The 25,412-nt window shown below is 57.1% G+C and carries 21 protein-coding genes and 1 tRNA gene; 18 read left to right on the top strand and 4 right to left on the bottom strand.

The annotated features are described in order from the left end of the window. The first annotated feature begins 65 nt into the window (after nt 1-65). The 5 genes from HHJ17_RS04970 to HHJ17_RS04950 all read left to right on the top strand — a co-directional run bounded on the left by HHJ17_RS04970 (nt 66) and on the right by HHJ17_RS04950 (nt 3,702). Nucleotides 66-1,511: a leucyl aminopeptidase gene (locus HHJ17_RS04970; protein ID WP_296503387.1), complete on the top strand. Its 1,446-nt coding sequence runs from the start codon at nt 66-68 to the stop codon at nt 1,509-1,511. Continuing rightward, the gene (locus HHJ17_RS04965; protein WP_296503388.1) at nt 1,508-1,942 is read left to right on the top strand and encodes a DNA polymerase III subunit chi; all 435 of its coding nucleotides are present in this window, start codon (nt 1,508-1,510) and stop codon (nt 1,940-1,942) included. Before HHJ17_RS04970 ends, HHJ17_RS04965 begins: the two co-directional genes overlap by 4 nt. After that, a complete protein-coding gene (locus HHJ17_RS04960; RefSeq protein ID WP_296503389.1) occupies nt 1,942-2,262 on the top strand; it encodes a hypothetical protein in 321 nt (106 codons plus the stop codon). The genes HHJ17_RS04965 and HHJ17_RS04960 overlap by 1 nt, the downstream gene beginning before the upstream one ends. Nucleotides 2,263-2,373: 111 nt before the next feature. Further along, on the top strand, nt 2,374-3,504 hold the full coding sequence (locus HHJ17_RS04955) for a branched-chain amino acid ABC transporter substrate-binding protein (protein WP_296505101.1): 1,131 nt from the start codon (nt 2,374-2,376) through the stop codon (nt 3,502-3,504). 108 nt (nt 3,505-3,612) lie between these two features. Then, nucleotides 3,613-3,702, top strand: a tRNA-Ser gene (locus HHJ17_RS04950). Between the two features lie 82 nt (nt 3,703-3,784). On the opposite strand, the gene HHJ17_RS04945 is transcribed toward HHJ17_RS04950, so the two are convergent. Next, nucleotides 3,785-4,699 carry a stomatin-like protein gene (locus HHJ17_RS04945; protein WP_296503391.1) on the bottom strand — a complete coding sequence of 305 codons (915 nt, stop codon included), beginning with the start codon at nt 4,697-4,699 and terminating at the stop codon, nt 3,785-3,787. Between the two features lie 43 nt (nt 4,700-4,742). Beyond that, nucleotides 4,743-5,168, bottom strand: a complete 426-nt coding sequence (locus tag HHJ17_RS04940) for an NfeD family protein (RefSeq protein ID WP_296503453.1) — start codon at nt 5,166-5,168, stop codon at nt 4,743-4,745. Nucleotides 5,169-5,298: 130 nt separating this feature from the next. Here HHJ17_RS04940 and HHJ17_RS04935 point away from each other — a divergent pair, with 130 nt between their 5' ends. After that, nucleotides 5,299-7,587 (top strand): arginine/lysine/ornithine decarboxylase, encoded by a 2,289-nt coding sequence (locus HHJ17_RS04935; protein ID WP_296503392.1) that lies wholly within the window; start codon nt 5,299-5,301, stop codon nt 7,585-7,587. Nucleotides 7,588-7,650: 63 nt separating this feature from the next. Here the strand turns inward: HHJ17_RS04935 and fabI are convergent, their stop codons facing one another. Then, nucleotides 7,651-8,445, bottom strand: coding sequence for an enoyl-ACP reductase FabI (gene fabI / locus HHJ17_RS04930; protein ID WP_296503393.1), 795 nt, complete (start codon nt 8,443-8,445; stop codon nt 7,651-7,653). Nucleotides 8,446-8,514: 69 nt separating this feature from the next. Here fabI and HHJ17_RS04925 point away from each other — a divergent pair, with 69 nt between their 5' ends. The 12 genes from HHJ17_RS04925 to HHJ17_RS04870 all read left to right on the top strand — a co-directional run bounded on the left by HHJ17_RS04925 (nt 8,515) and on the right by HHJ17_RS04870 (nt 24,575). Further along, entirely contained in the window at nt 8,515-10,311 is a 1,797-nt protein-coding gene (locus tag HHJ17_RS04925) for an extracellular solute-binding protein (protein ID WP_296503395.1), read from the top strand. Between the two features lie 3 nt (nt 10,312-10,314). Beyond that, the gene (locus HHJ17_RS04920) at nt 10,315-11,343 is read left to right on the top strand and encodes an ABC transporter permease subunit (RefSeq protein WP_296503396.1); all 1,029 of its coding nucleotides are present in this window, start codon (nt 10,315-10,317) and stop codon (nt 11,341-11,343) included. Beyond that, nucleotides 11,327-12,385: an ABC transporter permease gene (locus HHJ17_RS04915; protein ID WP_296503398.1), complete on the top strand. Its 1,059-nt coding sequence runs from the start codon at nt 11,327-11,329 to the stop codon at nt 12,383-12,385. Before HHJ17_RS04920 ends, HHJ17_RS04915 begins: the two co-directional genes overlap by 17 nt. 83 nt (nt 12,386-12,468) lie before the next feature. Continuing rightward, the gene (locus HHJ17_RS04910; protein ID WP_296503454.1) at nt 12,469-14,076 is read left to right on the top strand and encodes an ABC transporter ATP-binding protein; all 1,608 of its coding nucleotides are present in this window, start codon (nt 12,469-12,471) and stop codon (nt 14,074-14,076) included. 122 nt (nt 14,077-14,198) lie between these two features. Continuing rightward, the gene (gene rimP / locus HHJ17_RS04905) at nt 14,199-14,804 is read left to right on the top strand and encodes a ribosome maturation factor RimP (protein ID WP_296503455.1); all 606 of its coding nucleotides are present in this window, start codon (nt 14,199-14,201) and stop codon (nt 14,802-14,804) included. A gap of 22 nt (nt 14,805-14,826) precedes the next feature. Further along, nucleotides 14,827-16,323 carry a transcription termination factor NusA gene (gene nusA / locus HHJ17_RS04900; protein WP_296503400.1) on the top strand — a complete coding sequence of 499 codons (1,497 nt, stop codon included), beginning with the start codon at nt 14,827-14,829 and terminating at the stop codon, nt 16,321-16,323. Nucleotides 16,324-16,347: 24 nt separating this feature from the next. Next, nucleotides 16,348-19,272, top strand: coding sequence for a translation initiation factor IF-2 (gene infB, locus HHJ17_RS04895; protein WP_296503402.1), 2,925 nt, complete (start codon nt 16,348-16,350; stop codon nt 19,270-19,272). A gap of 14 nt (nt 19,273-19,286) precedes the next feature. After that, nucleotides 19,287-19,658 carry a 30S ribosome-binding factor RbfA gene (gene rbfA, locus HHJ17_RS04890; protein WP_296503457.1) on the top strand — a complete coding sequence of 124 codons (372 nt, stop codon included), beginning with the start codon at nt 19,287-19,289 and terminating at the stop codon, nt 19,656-19,658. A gap of 5 nt (nt 19,659-19,663) precedes the next feature. After that, nucleotides 19,664-20,680: a tRNA pseudouridine(55) synthase TruB gene (gene truB / locus HHJ17_RS04885; protein WP_296503404.1), complete on the top strand. Its 1,017-nt coding sequence runs from the start codon at nt 19,664-19,666 to the stop codon at nt 20,678-20,680. Nucleotides 20,681-20,693: 13 nt separating this feature from the next. After that, a complete protein-coding gene (gene typA / locus HHJ17_RS04880) occupies nt 20,694-22,517 on the top strand; it encodes a translational GTPase TypA (RefSeq protein ID WP_296503406.1) in 1,824 nt (607 codons plus the stop codon). 58 nt (nt 22,518-22,575) lie between these two features. Next, nucleotides 22,576-23,451 (top strand): DMT family transporter, encoded by an 876-nt coding sequence (locus HHJ17_RS04875; protein ID WP_296503409.1) that lies wholly within the window; start codon nt 22,576-22,578, stop codon nt 23,449-23,451. After that, nucleotides 23,448-24,575 carry an enoyl-CoA hydratase/isomerase family protein gene (locus tag HHJ17_RS04870; RefSeq protein WP_296503411.1) on the top strand — a complete coding sequence of 376 codons (1,128 nt, stop codon included), beginning with the start codon at nt 23,448-23,450 and terminating at the stop codon, nt 24,573-24,575. Before HHJ17_RS04875 ends, HHJ17_RS04870 begins: the two co-directional genes overlap by 4 nt. 1 nt (nt 24,576) lies before the next feature. Here HHJ17_RS04870 and HHJ17_RS04865 read toward each other — a convergent pair whose 3' ends face one another. Then, nucleotides 24,577-25,404 carry an anti-sigma factor gene (locus tag HHJ17_RS04865; RefSeq protein ID WP_296503415.1) on the bottom strand — a complete coding sequence of 276 codons (828 nt, stop codon included), beginning with the start codon at nt 25,402-25,404 and terminating at the stop codon, nt 24,577-24,579. Nucleotides 25,405-25,412: the final 8 nt, after the last annotated feature.

Below are 25,412 nucleotides of genomic sequence, written 5' to 3'. Positions count from 1 at the left end.
GACAGACCCCCAACTATGTGATAGCTGAGCAAGCGCTGTCCTTAACTAATTAGAAAAGCTGAATTATGAACTTTGAACTCAAGACATTTGACATTGCCGGTGCAGCAAATGAAAAGTGCGATGCCCTGATTGTGCTGCTAAGCCAGTCCTTCAAACCTGGAAAAGACGTTTTATCAACGCTGGTGGCTCAAGCGCTCAAGGCGGGTGATCTGGAGACCAAACCGGGTAAATCGCTGGTGGTCTACCGTCCCGCAGGAATGGCCTGTTCACGGGCGGTGCTGGCCAGCGTCGGTGATGGGTCGGCGAAAGAGGTGCGGCAAGCCGTCTCAGCGGCTGTTGCGGCGGTGAAAGCGGTCAATGTCAAAAAGTTGGCCATCTGTTTTGCCACCTTGCCGCAGGAGAATGCCGTTCGCGCTGCCGTGATGGCGGTTGCTGAAGCCAGTTATGTATTTACGACAACCAAATCAAAACCTGAGGGCAGGGCGATTCAGCGTGTTGTGCTGGGTTTACAGAACTCACCCAAGGTCAAGGCCGTTTTCGACCGGTCTGTCGCCGCCGTAACGGGCAGTGAATTTGCCAAAGAATGGGCCAACCGTCCGGCAAACTATGCGACGCCCACACTACTGGCCGGCGCCGCACGGGCATTGGCAAAGTTGCCGAATATCAAATGTGAAGTGCTTGGCCCCAAAGAAGTGGCGAAATTGGCCATGGGTTCTTTCATGGCCGTCGCCCAGGGTTCGGAAGAACCCTTGCGCTTTATCGTATTGCGCTATGACGGTGCCGTGAAGTCCGAAGCGCCCACGGTGCTGGTGGGCAAGGGCATCACCTTTGACAGTGGCGGTATTTCCATCAAACCCGCCGCCGAGATGGACGAGATGAAGTTTGACATGTCTGGCGCCGCCAGCGTGTTGGGCGTGTTTCGGGCCTTGGCAGAGTTGAAGCCCGCCATTAACGTGGTCGGCTTGATTCCCTCCTGTGAGAATCTGATCAATGGTCGGGCCGTCAAGCCGGGCGACGTCGTCACCAGCATGAGTGGCCAAACCATTGAAATTCTCAATACCGATGCCGAAGGGCGCTTGGTGCTGTGCGACGCTTTGACCTATGCCGAGCGCTTCAAACCACGTGCCGTGGTAGACATTGCCACGCTGACGGGTGCCTGCGTGGTGGCTTTGGGGGCGGTACGCAGCGGCCTATTCTCTGCCAACGATGAATTGGCAGCGGCACTGTTGTCAGCGGGTGACGCCTCGCTTGACCTGTGCTGGCGCATGCCGCTAGATGACGATTACGAAGAAGGCCTGAAAAGCAATTTTGCGGATGTGGCCAATGTGGGCGGACGCGCCGGGGGTGCGATCACCGCAGCAAAATTTCTGCAGCGTTTTACGGGAGCATTCCCGTGGGCCCATCTGGACATTGCCGGCACCGCCTGGAAAAGCGGCGCCGCCAAAGGCGCTACCGGTCGCCCGGTCGCCCTGTTACTGGAATACCTGCTGACTTCTGCCAAACACAAATGACCGAGGTTGCATTCCACTTCAATGCGCCTGACCGGGTGGCCTATGCCTGCCGTTTGCTGCGCAAGGCCGTGAGCAGTGGTGCGAAGATTGTGGTGACAGGCCTGCCCGACACCTTGCAGCAGCTGGATACGGAACTGTGGACGTTTTCAGCCACCGATTTTGTACCGCATTGTCTTCTTGACAGCGAGGCCGCACTCGTTGCGGCTTCACCTGTTATTTTGGCGGCGTCAACTGCGGCCGTGCCCCATCTGCAGGTGCTCCTCAATCTCGGTCCGCTTGTTCCTAGCGGCTTTGAGCGGTTTGAACGTGTGATTGAAGTGGTCTGCCTTGATGATGAAGACCGCCAATTGGCGCGTGGCCGCTGGAAGCATTACGCTGACCGTGGCTACGCCATCACACGGCATGATTTAGCCTTGAAAACATCAGCTTGATGAGTACAACACCCCGAAACCTGCCCCGTTTTCTGCCAACGCTGACGGAGGTGGTTGATCCCTCCAGTTTGCACCGGCATGCTGTGGCGGCAGCGCCTGCACCAGAGCTTGATGAAATAGTGCAGACAGTGCAGAAACAGGTGGCGGTGGTCCTGGAACGCCGTATGGCCGAAGAAATTGATGTCTTGGTACACACCTTGATGACAGAACAGCTGCAAACCATGAGTGCGCGCCTTCATGAGGAGCTGGAGACGGTCGTGCGGCAAGTGGTGTCTGAATTCATGCGCACACGGGCAGATCTGCATCAACATAAGTCATGAAAATGAGCCAATCTGATTGGTGTCTTCCCTATGGTTCTGGCGCGAAACTTGCGTTATCGTGTCTGATGTGTATTGGTTAAATTCACATTTTTCTTAACAATGGAGTTGTCTATGCAATTGAAATTGAAAATCACCGTGGCTGCCGCTATTGCCGCTGCCGCTGGCGTATCCCTGGCACAGGACATGATCGTCAAGATCGGCCATGTCGCCCCGGTTTCGGGCGCACAGGCCACGTACGGACGCGACAACGAGAATGGCGCCCGCATGGCTATTGAAGACCTGAACGCCGCTGGCGTGATGATTGCAGGCAAGAAGGTCAAGTTAGAGTTGATGGCAGAAGACGACGCCGCCGACCCTCGCCAAGGTGCGGCCGTTGCACAAAAACTGTGCGATGCCAAAGTGAATGGCGTTGTGGGGCACCTGAACTCAGGCACCACCATCCCCGCTTCCAAAATTTACCATGATTGCGGAATTCCGATGGTGACCCCGTCGGCGACCAATCCCAATTTAACCAAGCCTGGTTACAAAACCACGTTTCGTCTGTTGGCCAATGACAATGCACTGGGCGCGGGGCTGGCCTTTTATGCCGCTGACGCTTTGAAGCTCAAACGCATTGCCGTCATTGATGACCGTAGTGCTTACGGCCAAGGTGTTGCAGATGTATTCAAGAAGATAGCCGCGAGCAAAGGCATCACCATTGTTGACGAGCAGTTCACCACGGACAAGTCCGTTGACTTCATGTCCATCCTGACCGCGATCAAGGCCAAGAATCCGGATGGCGTATTTTTCGGTGGCATGGACGCTCAAGCGGGTCCCATGCTGCGTCAAATGGAGCAACTGGGTCTCACCAACGTCAAGTACTTTGGCGGTGATGGCATTTGCACCAACGACCTGATTAAACAGTCTGCGGGTGCCAAAACGCTTGACAACGTGATTTGCGCGGAAGGTGCTGCATCGTTGGTCAAAATGCCGGGCGGCACAGCTTGGAAGAAGCGTTATGACGCCAAATACCCAGGCCAGTTCCAGATCTACAGTCCTTACGTCTATGACGCCGTTAACGTGTTGGTTGACGCAATGAAGCGTGCTGGCAGCGCAGACCCCAAGGTTTACTTGTCCAAATTGGCGGACACCAACTACAAGGGTATTACGACCAATGTGCAGTTTGAGCCCAATGGTGAGTTGAAAAACCCGGCGATGACGCTGTACACCTACAAGGCTGACAAAAAGGTGGCTCTGAACTAAACCGGTTCCGCGCAAAGCAAAAAAAGCCACCCTTAGGTGGCTTTTTTATTACCTCGTTTGGTCGTCCAATAGAAATCAGCCCTTGGCTCAGTTAGAATTCAGCACGCTGGATCGGTGGATGAGCGGTTTAAGTCACACGCCTGGAAAGCGTGCGAGGGGTCAAACCCTCCGCGGGTTCGAATCCCGCCTGATCCGCCAGCATACATGTCTTGAATCATCCGCAGACATACGAAATCCCGCAGTTTTCATTGAGAACTGCGGGTTTTTTGTTTTTCGGCGCTTAATTAATCCGTTGGACCTGCACCATTTTCATCGCCGATGAAATCAGCGCTGACACCTCGGTCATGTTACTGGGCACGATCAGGGTCGTGGTGGCATCTGCCGCCACCTTGGAATAGGCCTCGACGGCTTTTTCTGCAACCTTGAGTTGCACCGCCTCGGCACCACCGGGTTGACGAATCGCTGCGGCAATACGTTCGATGGCTTGCGCGGTGGCGTCCGCAACAGCGGTGATGGATTGGGCTTCGCCCTGGGCCTTGTTAATGACAGCCTGTTTCTCGCCTTCAGAGCGTGCGATGAATGCCTCACGTTCACCCGTGGCAATGTTGATCTGTTCCTGACGGCGACCTTCTGACGCTGCAATCAGGGCGCGTTTTTCGCGCTCGGCCGTAATCTGCTGTTGCATGGCGTGCAGGATCTCTTTGGGGGGCGTCAAATCCTTGATCTCATAACGCAGCACCTTAACGCCCCAGTTCAGTGCAGCTTCATCAATCGCCTGCACCACTTGAGCGTTGATGATGTCGCGCTCTTCAAATGTTTTGTCCAGTTCCAGCTTGCCGATGACCGAGCGCAATGAGGTTTGCGCCAACTGCGAAATCGCCATGATGTAGTTGCTTGAGCCATAACTGGCGCGCATGGCATCGGTCACTTGAAAATACAAGATGCCATCGACCTGCAGCTGGGTGTTGTCGCGCGTGATGCAAACCTGGCTGGGAATATCCAGCGGAATTTCTTTGAGCACGTGTTTGTAAGCCACCTTGTCCACGAAAGGCATCAGAAAGCTCAAGCCGGGCGTCAGGGTGCCATTGTATTTACCGAGTCGCTCGACGACCCAGGCGTGCTGCTGCGGGACGACTTTGACCGATTGCGTGATAAACACCGCCGCCAACACAAACAAAATAATTGCAATTTCCATCAATTTCTCCAGTTAAATCCAACGCCAAGTGGTTGGCACATGCTCACAATTTTTTAAGGATGAGTCGGCTACCGACAACTTCCACAATGGCGTGGAGTCCCGGGGCGGGCATGGCGCCGGGTAGGAGTGACACACTCCAATTAGCGCCGCGGTACTTCACGGTGCTTGTACCGTCCGGGCCCCATGCCTCAACATGCACGCTCTCGCCAACATCCATATTGACGTCGTGATTGGCACCGGCGGGCAGGGCGGATGGCGTTTTTTGTTTGTAGAGACGCCATGCGACCACAAATCCACCGCCCACAACGGCTGCCACCACGAATTGCACCGTGGCAGTGGCACCGAGATGGGCGGCGATGGCCGCAGCAATCAAACCCATGGACAGCATGAGCAAATAAAATGTTCCGGTCAGTAATTCGACCGCGATCACAGCGCCTGCAAGCACCCACCAGATCGTTGATTCAGCCATATCGCCCCTAAATGTGTTGCTATCGCTGCATTTTGAGGCAAAAGAAGGGGTGAGCAAGTGACGAGACTTAATAAGTCCGTACACTTCGCGCCTGTTTCACATTTTTTGCTGTGCTTGGCTGGAGTTCTCAATGAAATTTCGCTTTCCCATTGTCATCATCGACGAAGATTTCCGCTCTGAAAATACCTCAGGTCTGGGTATTCGGGCGCTGGCCCAGGCGATTGAGTCTGAAGGCCTCGAAGTACTGGGTGTCACCAGTTATGGCGATCTCAGCCAGTTTGCGCAGCAACAAAGCCGCGCCAGCGCCTTTATTTTGTCGATTGACGATGAAGAGTTCACGCCCGGCCCCGATTTGGACCCGGCGGTGCTGAACCTGCGTCATTTCATTGAAGAAGTGCGTCGCAAAAATCTCGATGTTCCCATTTACATCTATGGCGAGACCAAAACCTCACGCCATCTCCCCAATGACATCCTGCGCGAGTTGCACGGCTTCATTCACATGTTTGAAGACACGCCCGAGTTCGTGGCGCGCCACATCATTCGCGAAGCCAAGAACTACCTGGAAGGCGTGCAACCGCCGTTCTTCAAAGCTTTGCTCGACTACGCGGAGAACGGGTCCTATTCTTGGCACTGCCCTGGGCACTCAGGGGGCGTTGCCTTTCTGAAAAGCCCGGTCGGTCAGATGTACCACCAGTTCTACGGCGAAAACATGCTGCGCGCTGACGTTTGCAACGCGGTCGAAGAACTGGGTCAGCTGCTGGACCATGACGGCGCCATTGGCAAGAGCGAGCGCAATGCCGCCCGCATCTTCAATGCCGACCACTGCTTTTTTGTGACCAACGGCACCAGTACCAGCAACAAGATGGTGTGGCACCACACGGTCGCGCCCAATGACGTGGTGGTGGTGGACCGCAATTGCCACGTGTCCATCCTGCACGCGATCATCATGACCGGGGCGATTCCGGTGTTTTTGAAGCCCACGCGCAACCACTTCGGCATCATCGGGCCGATCCCGAAAAGCGAGTTTGAACCCGCCGCCATCAAGGCCAAGATCAAGGCTAACCCCTTGATTCGGGAGCACTTGCAAGGCGTGGATGCCAGCAAAATCAAGCCCCGGGTGCTGACCCTGACGCAATCCACCTACGACGGCGTGTTGTACAACACCGAGACCGTCAAAGGCATGCTGGACGGCTATGTGGAGAACATCCACTTTGACGAGGCCTGGTTGCCCCATGCGGCGTTCCATCCGTTTTATGGTTCTTACCATTCCATGGGGAAAAAGCGTGCCCGCCCGAAACACGCCATGGTGTATGCCACGCAGTCCATCCATAAACTGCTGGCCGGCATCAGCCAGGCCAGCCAGGTGCTGGTGCAGGATTCGCAAACCGTCAAGCTCGACAAGCACCTCTTCAACGAGGCTTACTTGATGCACACCTCGACCTCCCCGCAGTACAGCATCATCGCCAGTTGCGACGTCGCAGCCGCCATGATGGAGCCACCCGGTGGCACCGCCCTGGTCGAAGAAAGCATTGCCGAGGCCCTGGACTTTCGCCGTGCCATGCGCAAAGTCGATGAAGAGTACGGTGACGACTGGTGGTTCAAGGTGTGGGGGCCGGACAAGCTGGTCGACGAAGGTATCGGACGCGCTGACGACTGGATCATCAAAGGTGAATCAGCCAAGGCCAAGGCCGGCGTCAACTGGCATGGTTTTGGCAAGATGGCCACCGGCTTCAACATGCTGGACCCGATCAAATCGACGGTGGTGACGCCCGGCATGGACTTGAATGGCAAGTTTGCCAAAACGGGGATTCCCGCCAGCATCGTGACCAAGTTCCTGGCCGAGCATGGGGTGGTGGTCGAGAAGACCGGGCTGTACAGCTTTTTCATCATGTTCACCATCGGCATCACCAAGGGCCGCTGGAACAGCATGTTGACTGCCTTGCAGCAGTTCAAGGATGACTATGACAAGAATCAGCCGATGTGGCGGATCCTGCCCGAGTTTTGCCAGAAGTACCCCAAATACGAAAAAATGGGATTGGCCGACCTGTGCCAGCATGTGCACCAGCTCTACGCCAAATACGATATTGCACGGTTGACGACTGACATGTACCTGAGCGACTTGGCGCCCGCCATGAAGCCCAGTGATGCTTATGCCCACATTGCGCTGCGCAAAACCGAGCGGGTCGAGATTGACCATCTGGAAGGCCGCATCACGGTCGGCCTGGTGACGCCATACCCGCCCGGCATTCCGTTGTTGATCCCAGGGGAAGTGTTCAACAAGAAGATTGTGGATTACCTCAAATTCTCACGCGAGTTCAATAGCCAATGCCCGGGTTTCGAGACCGACATTCATGGACTGGTGGAAGAAGAAGGGACAGACGGTCAGCGTCACTACTACGCAGACTGCGTCAAAGACTGACGCAATTGCTATCGGATTAATAGCTGCTCGCGCCCGGTAAACGGGGGCTAGCAGCTATTTTCATTAAGAAGTTGGGGTTTCGACAACCGCCACGGCTGTTTGGCTGACGCCACAATCCACGTAAGAAATCTGGCCCGTCATGCCGGAAGCCAGATCGCTCAGCAAGAAAGCGGCGACATTGCCCACTTCTTCAATTGTCACGTTGCGTTTGAGCGGCGATGCGCTGGCTGAAATGGCCAGCAGCCGGCCAAAATCCTTGATGCCGCTGGCGGCCAGGGTCTTGACCGCTCCAGCGCTCAGGCCATTGACGCGCATCCCCCGCGGACCAATGGCATCGGCCAGGTAACGCACGGAAGACTCCAGCGACGCCTTCGCCAGACCCATGGTGTTGTAGCTTGGGACGACACGCACGCCGCCCAGGTAGGTCAGTGTGAGCAAGGATGACTTGTCACTGAGGTAGGGCAGGGCTGCTTTGGCCATGGCGGGAAAACTGTAGGCGCTGATGTCGTGGGCGATTCTGAAGTTTTCGCGTGTCAGACCGTCCAGGAAGTTGCCGGCAATGGCTTCGCGGGGGGCGTATCCAATGCTGTGCACAAAGCCATCAAATTTAGGCCAGTGCGCCGATAAATCGATGAATAATTTTTCAATTTGCGCGTCGTCGCCAACATCGCAGTCGAATACCAGTGAGGAACCAAAATCTGCCGCGAATTCGGTAATGCGCTCTTTGAAGCGCTCGCCCACATAGCTAAAAGCCAATTCGGCACCTTGCTCGTGGCAGGCCTGCGCAATGCCATAAGCGATAGAACGCTTGGACAAAACACCGGTAATCAACAATTTTTTTCCTGTCAGGAATCCCATATCGTCTCTCTTATATAAGCAGGTGAATCATCGCCGTATCGGCGGCGGCATTTGATGCAGAATTGTCGCATGCGAAGTCTGCTGTTATTGCTGTTGTGGGGAATGTCTGCGCCGTTATGGGCGGCGCATGGCTACGCCCTTTGGGGTGACCTGAAGTACCCGGCCAATTTTTCGCATTTTGATTACGTTAATCCCAATGCCCCTAAAGGTGGCGAATTGCGTTTGGTCAGCAATCTGCGGGTGTCCACCTTCGACAAGTACAACCCCTTCACCATCAAGGGCACCGCCCCCGCTTACCTGTCAGACTTGATGTTTGACTCGCTGCTCACCGGCGCTCTCGATGAAACCGGCTCCGGCTATGGCCTGCTGGCCAACGATGTGGTCGTGGCGGCCGATGGCATGAGCGCCACCTTTCGTTTGGCGCCCGAAGCGCGCTTTCATAACGGCACTCCGGTGCTGGCCGCAGATGTGAAGTTCAGTTTTGACACCCTGATGGGGCCTTACACCTCGCCCGCCTATAAAAGTCTGCTGGAAGACGTGGCCGGCCTGGAGGTGCTGGATGAGCACACCGTGCGCTACCGTTTCAAAAAACCCAACCGCGGGCTGCCGCTCACCGTGGGCGGTCTGCCGGTCTTTAGCCGACAGTGGGGCATGGAGAACGGCAAACCCAAATCGTTTGACCAGGTGGTGACGGACATACCGATTGGCAGCGGCCCCTACAAAATCGGCCCGGTGCGGTTTGGCAAAGACATCACCTATGTGCGAGACCCAAATTACTGGGCTCGGGACCTGAATGTGAAGCGCGGCAGCAACAACTTCGAGCGCATCACGGTCAAGATTTACAAAGACAATACCGCCCGGCTGGAAGCCCTCAAGGCCGGCGAGTTTGACTTGATGCGGTTTTTTTCGGCCGGCGACTGGGCGCGCCGGGTGAATGGCAAGCGGTTCGAGTCCGGTGAACTGGTCAAACGCGAGTTCCAGCATCGTTTGCCTTCCGGCTTTCAGAGCTATGTGCTCAATACCCGACGCGACAAGTTCAAGGACGTGCGCGTGCGTCAAGCACTCGGGCTGGCGCTGGATTACGAGTGGATGAACCGCCAGATGTTCTACAACGCCTATCAGCGAGTCAACGGCCTGTTCGGCAACACCGATTGCCAGGCCACCGGGGTGCCCGGCCCGGAAGAGCTTGCCTTGCTGGCGCCCTGGCGGAAAGACATTCCACCCGCCACCTTCGGGCCGATGACCACAGCGCCGCGCACCGATGGCACTTCGTCTCTGCGCGGCAACCTGCGCCAAGCACAGGTTTTGCTGCGGGCCGCTGGCTGGGAGGTGCGCGATGGCGCCTTGCGCAATGCGCAGGGCCAGGCGTTTGACATCGAGTACCTGGACAGCAACGAAAGCAGCGCCCGCGTGGTGGCACCCTGGGCACGCAACCTCGAAAAACTCGGCATCCAGCTGAACTTTCGCCCGGTGGACTTTGCCTTGTACCAGCAGCGCCTGCAAAAATTTGAGTTTGATATGACCTCCATGGCCTACGGCGGCACGCAGAACCCGGGGCAGGAGTACGCGGACCTGTTTGGCGCCAAGGCCGCCGACATTGAAGACTCCGGCAACCTGTCCGGCATCAAAAGCCCGGCAGTCGATGCGTTGATCAACAAGATGACCAGCGCCAAATCCAAGTCCGAGTTGTTGCCCGCTTGCCGTGCGCTGGAACGTGTCATCAGCCACAGCCACTTGCTGATTCCCCAGTGGGCCGCCGGCACCCACCGCATGGTTTACAACAGCTGGCGCATTGCCATGCCAGCCACCATGCCGCCCTACGCCCAAGGCGAAGGCTGGGCCATTGACACCTGGTGGGCCAAATAAACCATGCTGGTCTATATCCTCAAACGTCTGTTGCTGATGATCCCCACCTTGCTGGGCGTCTTGCTCATTACCTTCGTCGTGGTCCAGTTTGTACCTGGCGGGCCGGTGGAACAGTACATGGCCGAGGCCAAGGCGGGGACCGGTTCCAGCGCCGAGGGCGGTGGCTTGAGCTACCGGGGCGCCCAAGGGGTGGATCCCAAGCGACTGGAACAGATCAAGGCCTTGTATGGTTTTGACAAACCGGCCCCCGAGCGCTTCTTTCAAATGCTCGGCCAGTTCGCCCGCTTTGACCTGGGCAAAAGTTTTTTCCAAAACAAAGAGGTTTCCCAACTGCTGTGGGAGAAGCTGCCGGTGTCCATCAGCCTCGGGTTGTGGACGTTTTTCATCAGTTATTTGATTGCCGTGCCGCTCGGCGTGGCCAAGGCGGTGCGGGCCGGATCGCGCTTTGACTTCGTCACCACGCTGCTGGTGCTCATGGGCTATGCCATTCCCGGCTTTGTGCTGGGCGTGGCGCTGCTGGTCATCTTTGGCGGCCAGTTGCAATGGTTTCCGCTGCGGGGTTTGACCTCCAGCAACTGGGATGAGTTGAGCTGGGGGGCGCGCATCGTCGATTACCTCTGGCACATCGCCATGCCGGTCACCGCCATGGTGCTGGGTAGTTTTGCCGTCACCACCATGCTGACCAAGAACGCTTTTCTGGAAGAAATTCGCAAGCAGTACGTGGTGACGGCGCGGGCCAAAGGGCTGGATGAGCGGCAGGTGCTGTGGAAACATGTGTTTCGCAATGCCCTGATCCCCATCATTACCGGCTTCCCGGCGGCCTTTATCGGCGCGTTTTTTACCGGTTCGCTGCTGATCGAAACGCTGTTTTCCCTCGATGGGCTCGGTCTACTGAGCTACGAGAGCGTGATCCGGCGCGACTACCCGGTGGTGCTGGGCACCTTGTATTTCTTTACGCTGATTGGCTTGGTCACCAAGCTGATTTCTGACCTGTGTTACGTCTGGGTGGACCCGCGTGTCAAATTTGATTAAGCCGCCAGCGCCAAGGCCCAGCCTGAGTCCTTCGCGTCGGGCCTGGTTGCGCTTCAAGCGCAACCGACTCGGTTTTTGGAGCCTGCTGGTCTTTTGCACACTGGTGGTGTTGAGCCTGTTTGCGGAAGTGATCTCTAACGACCGGCCACTCGTGGTTCGCTACGAGGGAACGACCTACTTCCCCATGGTCAAGGACTATTCGGAAAAAACGTTTGGCGGTGACTTCGACACCAGCACCGACTATTTGGACCCCTTCATACGGGAGCGTTTGTCTCAATCCGGCAACTGGGCGCTGTTTGCACCCAACCCCTACGGTCCTAAAACGCTGAATTACTTTGCCAAAGAACCCAATCCGTCGGCCCCCAGCCGCGATAACTGGCTGGGCACCGATGACCGCGGCCGTGACCTGCTGGCGCAACTGATTTATGGCTTTCGCGTCAGTGTGCTGTTTGCCTTGGCGCTGACCGTCACAGGCGTGCTGCTGGGCGTGATCACCGGGGCGATTCAGGGCTTTTTCGGCGGCACGACGGATCTGGCGTTTCAGCGGTTTATCGAGATTTGGGGTTCCATGCCGGAGTTGTACCTGCTCATCATCTTCAGCGCGGTGTTCGCGCCCAGTCTGGCGCTGCTGCTGGCTTTGTTGAGCTTGTTCGGCTGGATGGGTTTGTCGGACTACGTGCGGGCCGAGTTCCTGCGCAACCGGCAACTCGATTACGTGCGAGCGGCGCGGGCACTGGGCGTGAGCAATTGGCAAATCATCACACGTCACCTGCTGCCCAACAGCATGACCCCGGTGGTCACGTTTTTACCTTTTCGCATGAGCGGCGCTATTCTGGCGCTGACCTCGCTGGACTTTCTGGGCTTGGGTGTGCCGCCCGGAACGCCGTCACTGGGCGAGTTGCTGTCGCAGGGCAAAAACAATATCGACGCCTGGTGGATCTCGCTCGCCACCTTTGGCGTGCTGGTGGTGACCCTGCTGCTGCTGACCTTCATGGGCGACGCCCTGCGTGATGCGCTGGACCCGCGAAAGGCAGAAAAGTGAACGCCCCCACGCTCGGCACTGACGTGTCCTCGCTGCCCCCCGAGGGGGCTGTTCCGCCTAAGGGCGGCCTGTCGGCGGAACAGATCACGCGCCCACCGTTGCTGACCGTTAACGGTCTGCGTGTGGCGTTCTCCGGCAAAGAGGTGGTGCACGGTATCGATTTTTCCATAGCCCCCGGCGAAAAACTGGCATTGGTCGGTGAATCTGGCTCCGGCAAAACAGTGACCGCCCTGAGTCTGCTGCGTCTGGTGCAAAACGCTGACATCAGCGGCCAGGCCCTGTTTCAGGGGAGCGACCTGCTGTCCATGCCGGAGCGTGCGCTGCGCGGCCTGCGCGGCCAGGCCATTTCGATGATTTTCCAGGAACCCATGACGGCACTCAACCCGCTGTTCACGGTGGGCGATCAAATTGCCGAAGTTTTGGAGCTAAAACAGGGTCTAGCCCGCCAGCAGTCTGCGCAAGCAGCTATTAAGTTAATAGCTGACACCGGGATTGCCGAGCCCGCGCGACGTGCCAAGGCCTATCCGCATCAGCTCAGCGGTGGCCAGCGCCAGCGCGCCATGATCGCCATGGCGCTGGCGTGTCAGCCCAAATTGTTGCTGGCCGACGAGCCCACCACCGCGCTCGATGTGACCCTGCGCGGGCAGATACTGGATCTGCTGGCCAGCTTTCAGCAAAAAAATGGCATGGCCGTACTCATGATCACCCATGACTTGAATCTGGTACGGCGCTTTGCCGACCGCGTCATCGTGATGGAAAACGGTCATATCGTGGAGCAGGGCGCTGTGGCCGACGTATTTGCCCGTCCGCAACACAGTTACACCCGCCGATTGATTGACAGCAAGCCGGTTCGTGATGTGCTCGAGGTGGCGCCTGTTGCCAGCGAACAGGCCGTGATGCAGGCCCGGGCGCTGCGCGTGACCTACCCGACAGCGCTACCGGGCTTCAACGGCTGGTTTCGTCATGGCGAGTTTGTTGCGGTGCAGGGTGCCGACTTTCACCTTTCGCCGGGGCAAACGCTGGGCGTCATCGGTGAATCAGGGTCCGGCAAATCCACTCTGGCGCTGGCTGCGCTGGGGCTATTGCCTTTCTCGGGCGAAATGAAGGTGACCGGACAATCCTGGGGCTTAAGCGCAGCCAGCAACAAATCCATGCGGCGCGTGGTACAGGTCGTGTTTCAGGATCCTTTTTCGTCCCTGTCGCCACGACTGACCGTTGAAGAGATTGTGGGCGAAGGGCTGCTGGTGCATGAGCCCGAGCTGCCACTCACTGAACGCCGCCAGCGGGTAGTGCAAGCACTGCTAGAGGTTGGCATGGGCGTTGACCTGGATGAAACCCAGTTTGCAAGCCTGCTGCAGCGTTATCCGCATGAATTCTCTGGCGGGCAGCGGCAGCGTTTGGCCATCGCGCGCGCGCTGATCGTCAAGCCGCAGGTCTTGGTACTCGATGAGCCCACCAGCGCGCTCGATGTCACGATCCAGAAGCAGGTATTGCAATTGTTGCAGCGTTTGCAACGGGACCATGGCTTGAGTTATCTGCTCATCACGCACGATGTCGATGTCATTCGGGCCATGGCCCATCAAATTATGGTCATGAAAGATGGGGATATCGTGGAGGCGGGGCCTGCCGCCCAAGTGTTAGCCGCGCCTAAGGTGGATTACACCCGAATCCTGCTGGCGGCAGCCGGATAAAGCGTTAGAAATCAAGGCGTAGAAGCAGGTTTTCGGGTACAATCCAAGCTCACGACCAAACGGGCGGGTATCTACCGCCCGTTTTTTTTGGTCGATTGTTTTTGCATCGCATTTATACACACGTGGCACTAAAAGAAATTGTTGAACAAACCGTAGCTGGTCTCGGTTACGACCTGGTGGAATCCGAGCGTTCCGCTGCTGGATTACTGCGCATCACGATCGACCATCCGTGGTTGCCGAATGCGGATGGTTCTGTTGTTGAGCAGTTTGTCACGGTTGAAGATTGCGAGAAGGTGACGCGTCAGCTTCTGTTTGCGCTTGAGGTGGATGGCATTGATTACAAGCGGCTTGAGGTTTCCTCGCCGGGTATTGATCGTCCCTTGCGGCATGAAAAAGATTTTGAGCGCTTTGTGGGTCAAGAAATTGATGTCACGCTCAAGGCGCCCATTGGGGTTGCGGCGGCGGCAGGGCAAGTTAATGCCACACGCAAGAAGTTTCGCGGCACCTTGGAGCGCACCCAGGTTGAGGGTGGAGCGCCGGGTTGGCAAATCGTCTGGAGCGATCTGCCAGTTGGCAAGCCGGGTCAAAAAATTAGCAAGAAGAGATTGCAGGTGCCATTGCAGGCCCTGGGGTTTACTCTGGATGAGTTGAAAGAGGCGCGACTGGCGCCCATCGTCAGCTTCAAGGGTCGCGGTGTCAAAGGCGACTCAGAGACAAATTTGGATTGAATTGAAACAGGAGAGTTATGGCATGAATCGCGAAATGTTAATGCTGGTAGAAGCCATCTCACGCGAAAAGAATGTGGAGCGTGATGTGGTGTTTGGCGCTGTTGAGGCAGCGCTGGCGCAAGCGACCAAGAAGCTTTCCCAGGGCGACGTGGATATCCGCGTCGCAGTTGATCGCGACAGCGGCAGCTATGAGACGTTTCGTCGTTGGCATGTGGTGCCGGATGAGGCGGGTCTGCAGCTGCCGGACCAGGAAATCCTGTTGTTCGAAGCCAAAGAGCAGATTCCCGACATTGAGGTGGACGAATACATCGAAGAAACGGTGGAATCAGTCCCGATTGGCCGTATCGGTGCCATGGCTGCCAAGCAGGTCATTCTGCAAAAAATTCGTGACGCTGAGCGTGAGATGCTGCTCAACGACTTCATGTCGCGCGGCGACAAGATTTTTGTCGGCACGGTCAAGCGCATGGACAAGGGTGACCTGATTGTCGAGAGCGGCCGAGTTGAAGGCCGTCTGCGCCGCAGCGAGATGATTCCGAAAGAGAATCTTCGCATGGGTGACCGGGTTCGCGCCATGATCATGGAAGTGGACTTGACCCTGCGCGGTGCGCCCATCATTCTGTCGCGTTCGGCGCCTGAGTTCATGGTGGAACTGTTTCGTCAGGAAGTTCCTGAAATTGAGCAGGGTTTGCTGGAAATTAAATCCTGCGCCCGTGATGTTGGCTCTCGCGCCAAGATTGCTGTGTTGTCGCATGACAAGCGCGTTGACCCTATCGGTACCTGTGTTGGTGTGCGGGGTACGCGTGTCAATGGCGTGACCAACGAGTTAGCCGGCGAGCGCGTGGACATTGTGCTGTGGAGTGAAGATCCAGCCCAGTTTGTGATTGGTGCCTTGGCCCCGGCCAATGTCTCAAGCATCGTGGTCGACGAAGAGCGTCATGCCATGGATGTGGTGGTGGACGAAGAAAACCTGGCGATTGCGATCGGCCGTGGCGGTCAAAATGTGCGCCTGGCGTCCGACCTGACCGGCTGGAAGATCAACATCCTTGATGCCGCCGAATCAGCCCAGAAGCAAGCCAATGAGACTGATTCTGGTCGCAAGCTTTTCATGGAAAAGCTCGATGTGGACGAAGAAATTGCCGATCTGCTGATTGCAGAAGGCTTTACCAGTCTGGAGCAGGTTGCCTACGTGCCGTTGGAAGAAATGCTCGAAATCGAGAGTTTTGACGAAGACACTGCCAACGAATTGCGCACCCGCGCTAAAGACGCGCTTTTGACCATGGAAATTGCGCAAGAAGAGAGTGCCGAAGAGGTTTCGCAAAACTTGCATGACCTCGAAGGCCTTTCCCCCGAACTGATCGGCAAACTGGCAGATGGCGGCGTTCACACGCTTGACGACCTGGCCGATTTGGCCGTTGACGAACTCACTGAAATCACCGGCCAGTCTGCGGACGAGGCCAAGACCTTGATCATGAAGGCGCGCGCACATTGGTTTACCAATGACGCCGCTTCTCAAGAGTAATGGTCATGAAAGGTTACACAACAAATGTCCAGTACGACCGTCGCCGAGTTTGCAATAGAACTCAAAAAATCAACCGATACCTTGCTTGAGCAACTGAAATCGGCAGGAGTGGCCAAATCGGCCGCTACTGACAAACTGACAGAAGCTGATAAACAGCATCTGTTGAGCTATTTGCAGGCCAGCCATGGCACTGCCAGTGCCGAGCGCAAGAAAATTACGCTCGTCAAGAAGTCAACCAGTGAAATCAAGCAGGCTGATTCCACCGGAAAAGCACGCACCATTCAGGTTGAAGTGCGCAAGAAACGTACGTTCGTCCGTCGCGAAGACGGCGTTGAGGTGGCGGTTGAGTCATCTGAACCTGAGCATGAACTTGATACGACACCGCAGATCGACAATGCCGAATTGGCCCGTCGTGAAGAAGAGGTTCGCCAGCAGGCTGAATTGATCCGCCGCCAGGAAGAAGAACTCACCGAGCGCAGGCGTCAGCGCGAAGAGTTGGAAGACCGGGCGCGTGAAGCGGCTGAAACAGCCGCAGCCAAAGCGGCTGAAAAAGCTGCCGCTGAAGCTGTCCTTGAAAAAGCCAAGGCGCAAGCCCCCGCACAACAAGCAAAAGATGCTATCGATACTGCAGCGGCCAAAGTTTTGGAAGCTGCAGAAAAAGCCGAAGCAGCAGCCAAGGTGCAACTGGAAGCTCGCGAAAAAGCAGCTGCTGATTCCAAAGCACGGGCCGCTGAAGATGTTGCACGGGCCGCTGATCTGGGTGACCGTCGACGTAAGGCCGAGGCCGAAGCCGCCGCCATTCGCTTGATGATGTCATCGCCCGCCAAAAAAGCGCCGGTTGTCAAAAAACCAGAAGAAATCAGGGCCGAGGCCGCCAAGGCGGCGGGCATCAAGGGCACATTGCATAAGCCAGCCGCTGGCACAGTCGCTGCAAAACCGGCCAAACCCGGCGTTGCCGGTGCGCCAGGCACCACTACCGCCGCTGGCGCTGGCAAAGAAGTCAAGTCAGCCAAACTCTCCAGCAGTTGGGCGGGCGATCCGAAAAAGAAGAGCGCCATTCCAACCCGTGGTGCAACCGGTGCGCCCGGCCCGGGTCGTGGCAACAACTTCCGTGCGGCGCCAAGAGGCCGTCGCGGCAGTAACGACCGCGGTCGCGATGACAACCGCGTGCAGGCCGCACCAGTTGAAGTGCGTGTGCTGGAAGTCCACGTGCCTGAAACCATTACCGTGGCCGAATTGGCACACAAAATGGCGGTCAAGGCTTCTGAGGTGATCAAACACCTGATGAAGCTGGGTCAGATGGTCACCATCAATCAGCCGCTGGATCAAGATACCGCCATGATTTTGGTGGAAGAAATGGGCCACAAGGCCATCGTTGCCGCGCTGGACGATCCAGAAGCGTTTACCGATGACGAAGTGTCCCAGCAGCAATCAGAATCGTTGCCCCGCGCACCGGTTGTGACGGTTATGGGTCACGTCGATCACGGTAAAACCTCTTTGCTGGATTACATCCGTACCTCCAAAGTGGCTTCAGCCGAAGCCGGTGGCATTACGCAGCACATTGGTGCCTACCACGTGGAAACACCACGCGGCATGATTTCGTTCCTTGACACCCCTGGACACGAAGCCTTTACGGCCATGCGTGCCCGTGGCGCTCAAGCGACTGACATTGTGATTCTGGTGGTGGCAGCGGATGACGGTGTGATGCCGCAAACCAAAGAGGCCATCAAGCACGCCAAGGCAGCCGGTGTTCCGATTGTGGTGGCGATCAACAAGATCGACAAACCAGATGCCAATCCAGAGCGCGTCAAAAACGAACTGGTGGTAGAAGAAGTGGTGCCGGAGGAGTTTGGTGGTGATTCACCTTTCGTCACGGTATCGGCCAAGACCGGTCAGGGCATTGATGCCTTGCTGGAACAAGTGCTGCTGCAAGCCGAAGTGCTTGAATTGCGGGCACCGGTGGATGCCATGGCCAAGGGTCTGGTGATTGAGGCCCGACTCGACAAGGGTCGTGGTCCTGTGGCCACGATTCTGGTGCAGTCCGGCACGCTCAAAACTGGTGACGTCGTTCTGGCGGGTTCCACTTATGGTCGTGTCCGCGCCATGCTGGATGAAAATGGCAAGACCATTAAAACTGCGGGTCCTTCAATCCCGGTTGAAATCCAGGGTCTGACGGAAGTGCCGCAAGCAGGTGATGAATTCATGGTGATGTCGGACGAGCGCCGTGCCCGTGAAATTGCCACCTACCGTGCTGGCAAGTTCCGCCACACCAAGTTGGCCAAGCAACAAGCCGCCAAACTGGAGAACATGTTCACCGACATGGCCGCCGGCGCTGTCAAGATGGTTCCGATCATCATCAAGGCCGACGTGCAGGGTTCGCAGGAAGCATTGGCTCAGTCACTGCTCAAGCTGTCGACCGAAGAGGTCAAGGTGCAGTTGGTGTACACCGCCGTCGGTGCGATCAGCGAGTCGGATGTGAATTTGGCGATTGCGTCCAAGGCCGTCATCATCGGGTTCAACACACGTGCCGATGCCGGTGCGCGCAAGTTGGCCGAGAACAACGGTGTGGACATTCGTTACTACGACATCATTTATGACGCCGTGGATGAGCTCAAGCTCGCCATGTCGGGCATGTTGACGCCAGACAAGAAGGAAGAGGTCATTGGTACCGCCGAGATCCGTCAGGTGTTCAAAGTGTCCAAGATCGGCTCGATTGCCGGTTGTATGGTCACCGCCGGTATTGTCAAACGTACGGCGCGTCTGCGGTTGTTGCGTGACAACGTGGTCATCTACACCGGTGAACTCGAATCGCTCAAGCGCTTCAAGGACGATGCGAAGGAAGTCAAGGAAAGCTTCGAGTGCGGCTTGAATATCAAGAACTACAACGACATCCAAGACGGTGACGTGCTGGAGTTCTTCGAGATTCGTGAAATTGCCCGTACCCTTTGATAGATTTGAGATAAATCGTGCGAATCAAGTCAAAAACTCCTAACCGCAGCTTCAAGGTTGCCGATCAGATCCAGCGTGATCTGACCGAGCTGATTGCGCGCGAGCTCAAGGATCCACGGGTAGGCATGGTGACGATTCAGGCGGTGGAAGTCACGCCTGACTACGCACACGCCAAGGTGTTCTTCAGTCTGCTGACAGGAGACCCCAAAGCTTGTACGGAAGGTTTGAATCAGGCCGCCGGCTTTTTGCGGGCGGGTTTGTTCAAGCGCTTGCACATTCACACCGTGCCGACCTTGCATTTCTTGTTTGACCAAACAACCGAGAAAGCTGCCGACATGAATGCCTTGATTGCGCGCGCTGTAGCGTCTCGGGCCAAAGAGGACTGATGCCGATGAATGCGCCGCGTGCACGGGTTGCCAGGCGCCCCGTCCATGGGGTGCTGTTGTTGGACAAGCCTTTGGGCTGGTCCAGTAATGACGCCTTGCAAAAAGTGAAATGGCTGTTGCGTGCCGAGAAAGCGGGCCACACCGGCACGCTTGATCCCCTTGCGACCGGTTTATTGCCGCTGTGCTTCGGCGCTGCGACCAAGTTCAGTCAGCTCCAATTGGATGCAGACAAGACGTATGAAGCCGTCGCGCGACTGGGTGAAAAAACCAGCACCGGGGACGCCGAGGGCGATGTGATCGAAGAGCGTCCTGTCAACGTCACAGAGGAAGACCTGAACAATGTGCTACCACGGTTTACCGGGTTGATCCGGCAAATACCGCCGATGCACAGTGCCTTGAAAAAGGATGGTCGGGCGCTGTACGAGTACGCCCGGGCAGGTATTGAGGTCGAGCGGGAAGCGCGTGAGGTTACGATTTATGAATTAAAAGTAAGTCTAGCCCCCGTGGATACTGCGAAGCAAGCTATTGAAATGATAGTAAGGTGCAGCAAGGGAACTTACATCCGTACCCTCGGTGAGGATATCGGTGAAGCCTTGGGTTGTGGTGCGCACCTGACCGCGTTGCGCCGGGTTGAGACCGGTGGCTTCTCAGTGGCGCAATGCGTGACGCTGGAAGCCTTGGAAGCCATGACCGAGGAAGAGAGATTGAACTGCTTGATGCCCGTGGACTCGCTTCTTCGCGACCACACGGTTGTCACGTTAGAAGGCGAAAGTGCAGGGCGTTTCCTGAGTGGCGTGCGACGCCGGGGTAGCTGGCCTGACAGCCAGAAAGTAGCCGTCTACAGCGAAAAACCGCGTGCCTTGCTGGGCACGGCACACGTTGTGGCGGATGAATTGATCCCGGGGCGGCTGTTGAGTCCACTTGAGATAGAGCAAATATTGGGAGATTGCGGACCGGAGTCAAGCGTGCAGCACGCAGCCCCGCCCTCAGCGACCCAGAAAATAGACTTTGACCAGATTTAAGAGAAAGTGAATCATGACCATTAAGCAAATCCGAAACATCGCCATCATCGCCCACGTCGATCATGGCAAGACCACCATGGTCGACCAACTGCTGCGCCAGTCCGGTACCTTTGCCGATCACGAGAAAGTGGTCGACACCGTGATGGACAACAACGCCATTGAAAAAGAACGTGGTATCACGATTCTGGCCAAAAACTGCGCTGTGACCTGGAAGGGCACGCACATCAACATCGTTGACACCCCCGGACACGCCGACTTCGGCGGTGAAGTGGAACGTGCGTTGTCGATGGTTGACGGCGTGGTTCTGCTGATCGATGCGCAAGAAGGCCCCATGCCTCAAACGCGTTTTGTGACCAAAAAGGCTTTGGCCCTCGGCTTGAAGCCCATCTTGGTTGTGAACAAGGTGGACAAGCCCGGTGCGCGTCCTGACTTCGTGGTCAATGCCGCTTTCGACTTGTTCGACAAGCTCGGCGCTACCGATGAACAACTGGATTTCCCTGTCGTTTATGCCTCTGGCATCAACGGCTGGTCGTCGATGGTAGAGGGCGAACCTGGTGAACAGTGGGGCCCCGATATGTCGGCCCTGTTCGACACCGTGCTCGCCCATGTGCCGGCTCAAAAGGGTGACCCTGCTGCACCGTTGCAATTGCAAATTTCGGCGCTCGACTTCTCCACCTTCGTGGGTCGTATCGGCGTTGGCCGTATCAGCCAGGGCACGATCCGTCCCATGATGGATGTGGTGGTCATGGAAGGTCTGGATGGCAAGCCCGTCAAAGGTCGTATCAACCAAGTGCTGACATTCCAAGGCCTGGAGCGCGTGCAAGCCACGGAAGCTGGCCCAGGCGAAATCGTGCTGATCAACGGTATCAACGATATCGGTATTGGCGTGACGATCACCGACCCGATCACACCCATGCCGCTGCCCATGCTCAAGGTCGATGAGCCGACCCTGACCATGAACTTCTGCGTCAATACCAGCCCGCTGGCTGGCCGTGAAGGCAAGTTCGTTACCAGCCGCCAGATCTGGGACCGCCTGCAAAAAGAACTGCAACACAACGTGGCCTTGCGCGTCAAAGAAACCGATGAAGAAGGTATCTTTGAAGTCATGGGTCGCGGCGAACTGCACTTGACCATTTTGCTGGAAAACATGCGCCGCGAAGGCTACGAGTTGGCTGTTTCCAAGCCACGCGTGGTGTTCAAGGACGTGAATGGTGAAAAGCATGAGCCTATCGAGTTGGTCACGGCCGACATCGAAGAGACACACCAAGGCGGCGTGATGCAGGCTTTGGGTGAGCGCAAGGGTGACTTGGTCAACATGGAATCCGACGGCCGTGGCCGCGTGCGCCTGGAGTACCGCATTCCGGCGCGTGGTTTGATTGGTTTCACCAACGAATTCCTGAACTTGACCCGTGGTTCTGGCCTGATCGCCAACATCTTTGACAGCTACGAAGCGCACAAGGGCGACATCGGCGGCCGTAAAAACGGCGTACTGATTTCCATGGACGCAGGTGAAATTTTCACTTACGCCTTGGGCAAGCTGGACGAGCGTGGCCGCATGTTCGTCAAACCGAACGACCCGGTGTACGAAGGCATGATTGTGGGTATCCACAGCCGTGACAACGATCTGGTGGTGAACGCCACGCGTACCAAGCAGCTGACCAACTTCCGCGTTTCAGGCAAGGAAGATGCGATCAAGATCACACCGCCGATTGATGCCACGCTGGAATACGCAGTGGAATTCATCGAGGACGACGAGTTGGTTGAAATCACGCCCAAGTCGATCCGTCTGCGCAAGCGCTACCTGACTGAGAGCGATCGTAAACGCTTTGGCCGTTAATCCCCGTCAAGCGGGATAACTAGCGGGCTTCATTGCCCGCTTTTTTTTGAGTAAAACCATGAAACTAAGCCACAACCGGGCCGTGCTTCTGATGGTGGCGGTGACCCTGATGTGGTCCATCGCCGGTGTGGTGACGCGCCACCTGGACAGTGCCCGCAGTTTTGAAGTGACCTTCTGGCGCAGCTTCTTTACCGTGCTGGCACTGTTGGTGATCTTGCCGCTGTTTCAAGGGCGCGCTGTGTTTCGCCGGATGCGCAGCGGTGGGGCGTCGCTGTGGATTTCCGGCGTCTGCTGGTGCGGCATGTTCACCTTTTTCATGGTGGCGATCACACTGACCAGTGTGGCCAACGTGTTGCTCAGCATGGCGATAGGGCCTTTGCTCACGGCTTTGGCGGCGCGCCTGTTCATTGGCCATCGAATCCCCAGACGCACCTGGTTTGCCATCGTGGTCGCGGGTGCGGGTATCGCCTACATGTTTGGCAGCCAGATCGGTGACGGCGTCAGCCTGACCGGCACGCTGGTGGCCTTGTGTGTGCCCATTGCCGGCGCCGCCAACTGGACGGTGACCCAGCATGCGCATGCCCGTGGGCATGACGTCGATCTGATTCCTGCGGTCTTGCTCGGTGCTGTCTTCTCTGCACTGTTGACCTTGCCGCTGGCCTTGCCGTTTCAGGCTTCGACCCACGATCTGGTCCTGCTGGCCGGCCTGGGTGTGGTGCAATTGGCGATTCCTTCCGCGCTGGCGGTGTTGTGCGCCCGGGTGCTCAAAGCGCCTGAAGTGTCTTTGCTCGGCTTGCTGGAGGTTATTTTCGGCATCCTGCTGGCGTGGGTCGGGGCCAATGAAGTCCCGGGGCCCAACGTGCTGGCGGGCGGGGCGCTGGTGATCGGCGCCTTGGTGACCAATGAATTGATTGGATGGAGAAACAGACAATGACGATGCAAAATATTCTGCCAACGGATGAGGCGCCAGAGGTGCTGGCCGAAATTCGCGGTCAGGTGGGCTTGATCACGCTGAACCGGCCCAAGGCGCTCAATGCGCTGTCGCTTTCAATGATCCGGGCCCTCACTGAATGCTTGCTTGCCTGGCGCGATGATCCGGCCGTCAAGGCGGTCGCGATCCGTGGCAGCAACAAAACCGGACCTTTCGGTGCCTTTTGCGCCGGGGGTGACATCCGCTTTTTTCACCAGGCCGCGCTGGCTGATGATTCCCGGCTGGAGGATTTTTTCACCGAAGAATATGCCCTCAATCACCTGATTCACACCTATCCCAAGACCTACATCGCTTTCATGGATGGCATCGTCATGGGTGGTGGCATGGGCATCAGCCAGGGCGCCAAAATCCGCATCGTTACGGAGCGCACCAAGATGGCCATGCCTGAAACCAACATCGGCCTCTTTCCCGATGTCGGCGGTGGCTACTTCTTGAGCCGCTGTCCGGGCCGAATTGGCGAATGGCTGGCCTTGACCGGCGAAATGCTGGGCGCCGGAGAGGCGCTGGCCTTTGGTTTAGCCGATGTCTGCATTGACGTCTCACAGCTGACATCCGCCTGGGATGCGTTGACCAACCTGGACCTTGAGCGACCTGGCGCCATCGATCCCTGGCTTGCTATGTATTCAATAGCTGCTTCCGCTTACGCAACGGGGGCCAGAGGCCAAATTGATCATTATTTTGCACAACCAACCGTGTCGGCCATCGTCCAGGCGCTGGACGCGGATGACAGCGCGTGGGCACAAGGTACCGCAACCGCCTTGCGCCAACGTTCACCACTGATGCTGCATGTGGCGCTGGAACAAATTCGCCGAGCTCGCAGCATGACGCTGGCGGATGATTTGCGCATGGAGCGGGACATGGTTCACCATTGTTTTCACCCGCAACATCTGGGACGCTCTGGCGCTAGCAGTGAAACAGTGGAAGGCATTCGTGCCCTGGCTGTGGACAAAGACCACGCCCCCCGCTGGAACCCGGCCCGCATTGAAGAGGTCAATGCCGCGATGGTGGAACCTTTCTTCAGCAGCCCCTGGACACCTCAGACCCATCCGCTGCGCGAACTGCGCTGAATCACAGTTGCTGGTAAACCTGTTCGGCCAGTTGCATCAAAGCGGCACGCGACACCGGGCCTGACAACGCATAGCCAAAGCCCTGGTCGATCCAGTAAAAGCTGGGGATCGGACCGTCAGGCGCAAAGTGAAAGCCGGTTTCTCGGGCTTCCGCGCTGCCCGGCAACTTGTCGACAGCCCCGAGATACAGGGTGATTCGGACGCCCGCCGCATTCTGGAACATGAATTGCGCCCGCGCGCCCGCTTCACCAGGCAACAGGCGGCCGCCCACGAGCTCATAGCCCTCGGCGGCTAAATTGGGAACTTTGAGCGGCTTGCCGACGCGTTTGGACAGCCATTGCACCAAGTGCGCCTGCTCGGCCGCCGTGACCTCCACCGGGTGCCTGATTTCAGGGGAATACACCATATGGGCAAAGCCGGCCTGGCGGACAAAATCCTGCTCAGCCCGTGCTTTTGCCAAAGCAATCGTGCTCGTCTGGGATTGCCAGTTACTGTGCCAGGCGATTTGGGAGAACCAGCCCACGCCAAACGCCAACAGGACGCCAGCGGCCATGCCACCCCAGCGCCACCATTGGTTGATTTCCTGCTGGGCGGAGGCTGTTTGTTGCGCGGCTGCCCGCAAGCTGGACGGGAGCGGCTCGTCCAGAACGTCTTGATACAGGCCTCGCAGGGCGTTTCGCTGCTGTTGCCACTTCCTGACCGTCGCCTGTGCGTCAGGCTCTTGCGCCAGACGCGCTTGCAGGGCGGCAAGGTCATCGGTTGCATGCTGGCCATCCACCAGCGCGTGGATTTGGTCTTCGGTAAGTGGCTTATCGGCGGTGCTGTCCATGGTGTTTT

This window comes from Rhodoferax sp. (assembly GCF_012927445.1).
GTDB lineage: Bacteria > Pseudomonadota > Gammaproteobacteria > Burkholderiales > Burkholderiaceae_C > Rhodoferax.
Note: the sequence above shows the minus strand (reverse complement) of the source record. Positions and strands in the feature narration are given on the sequence as shown.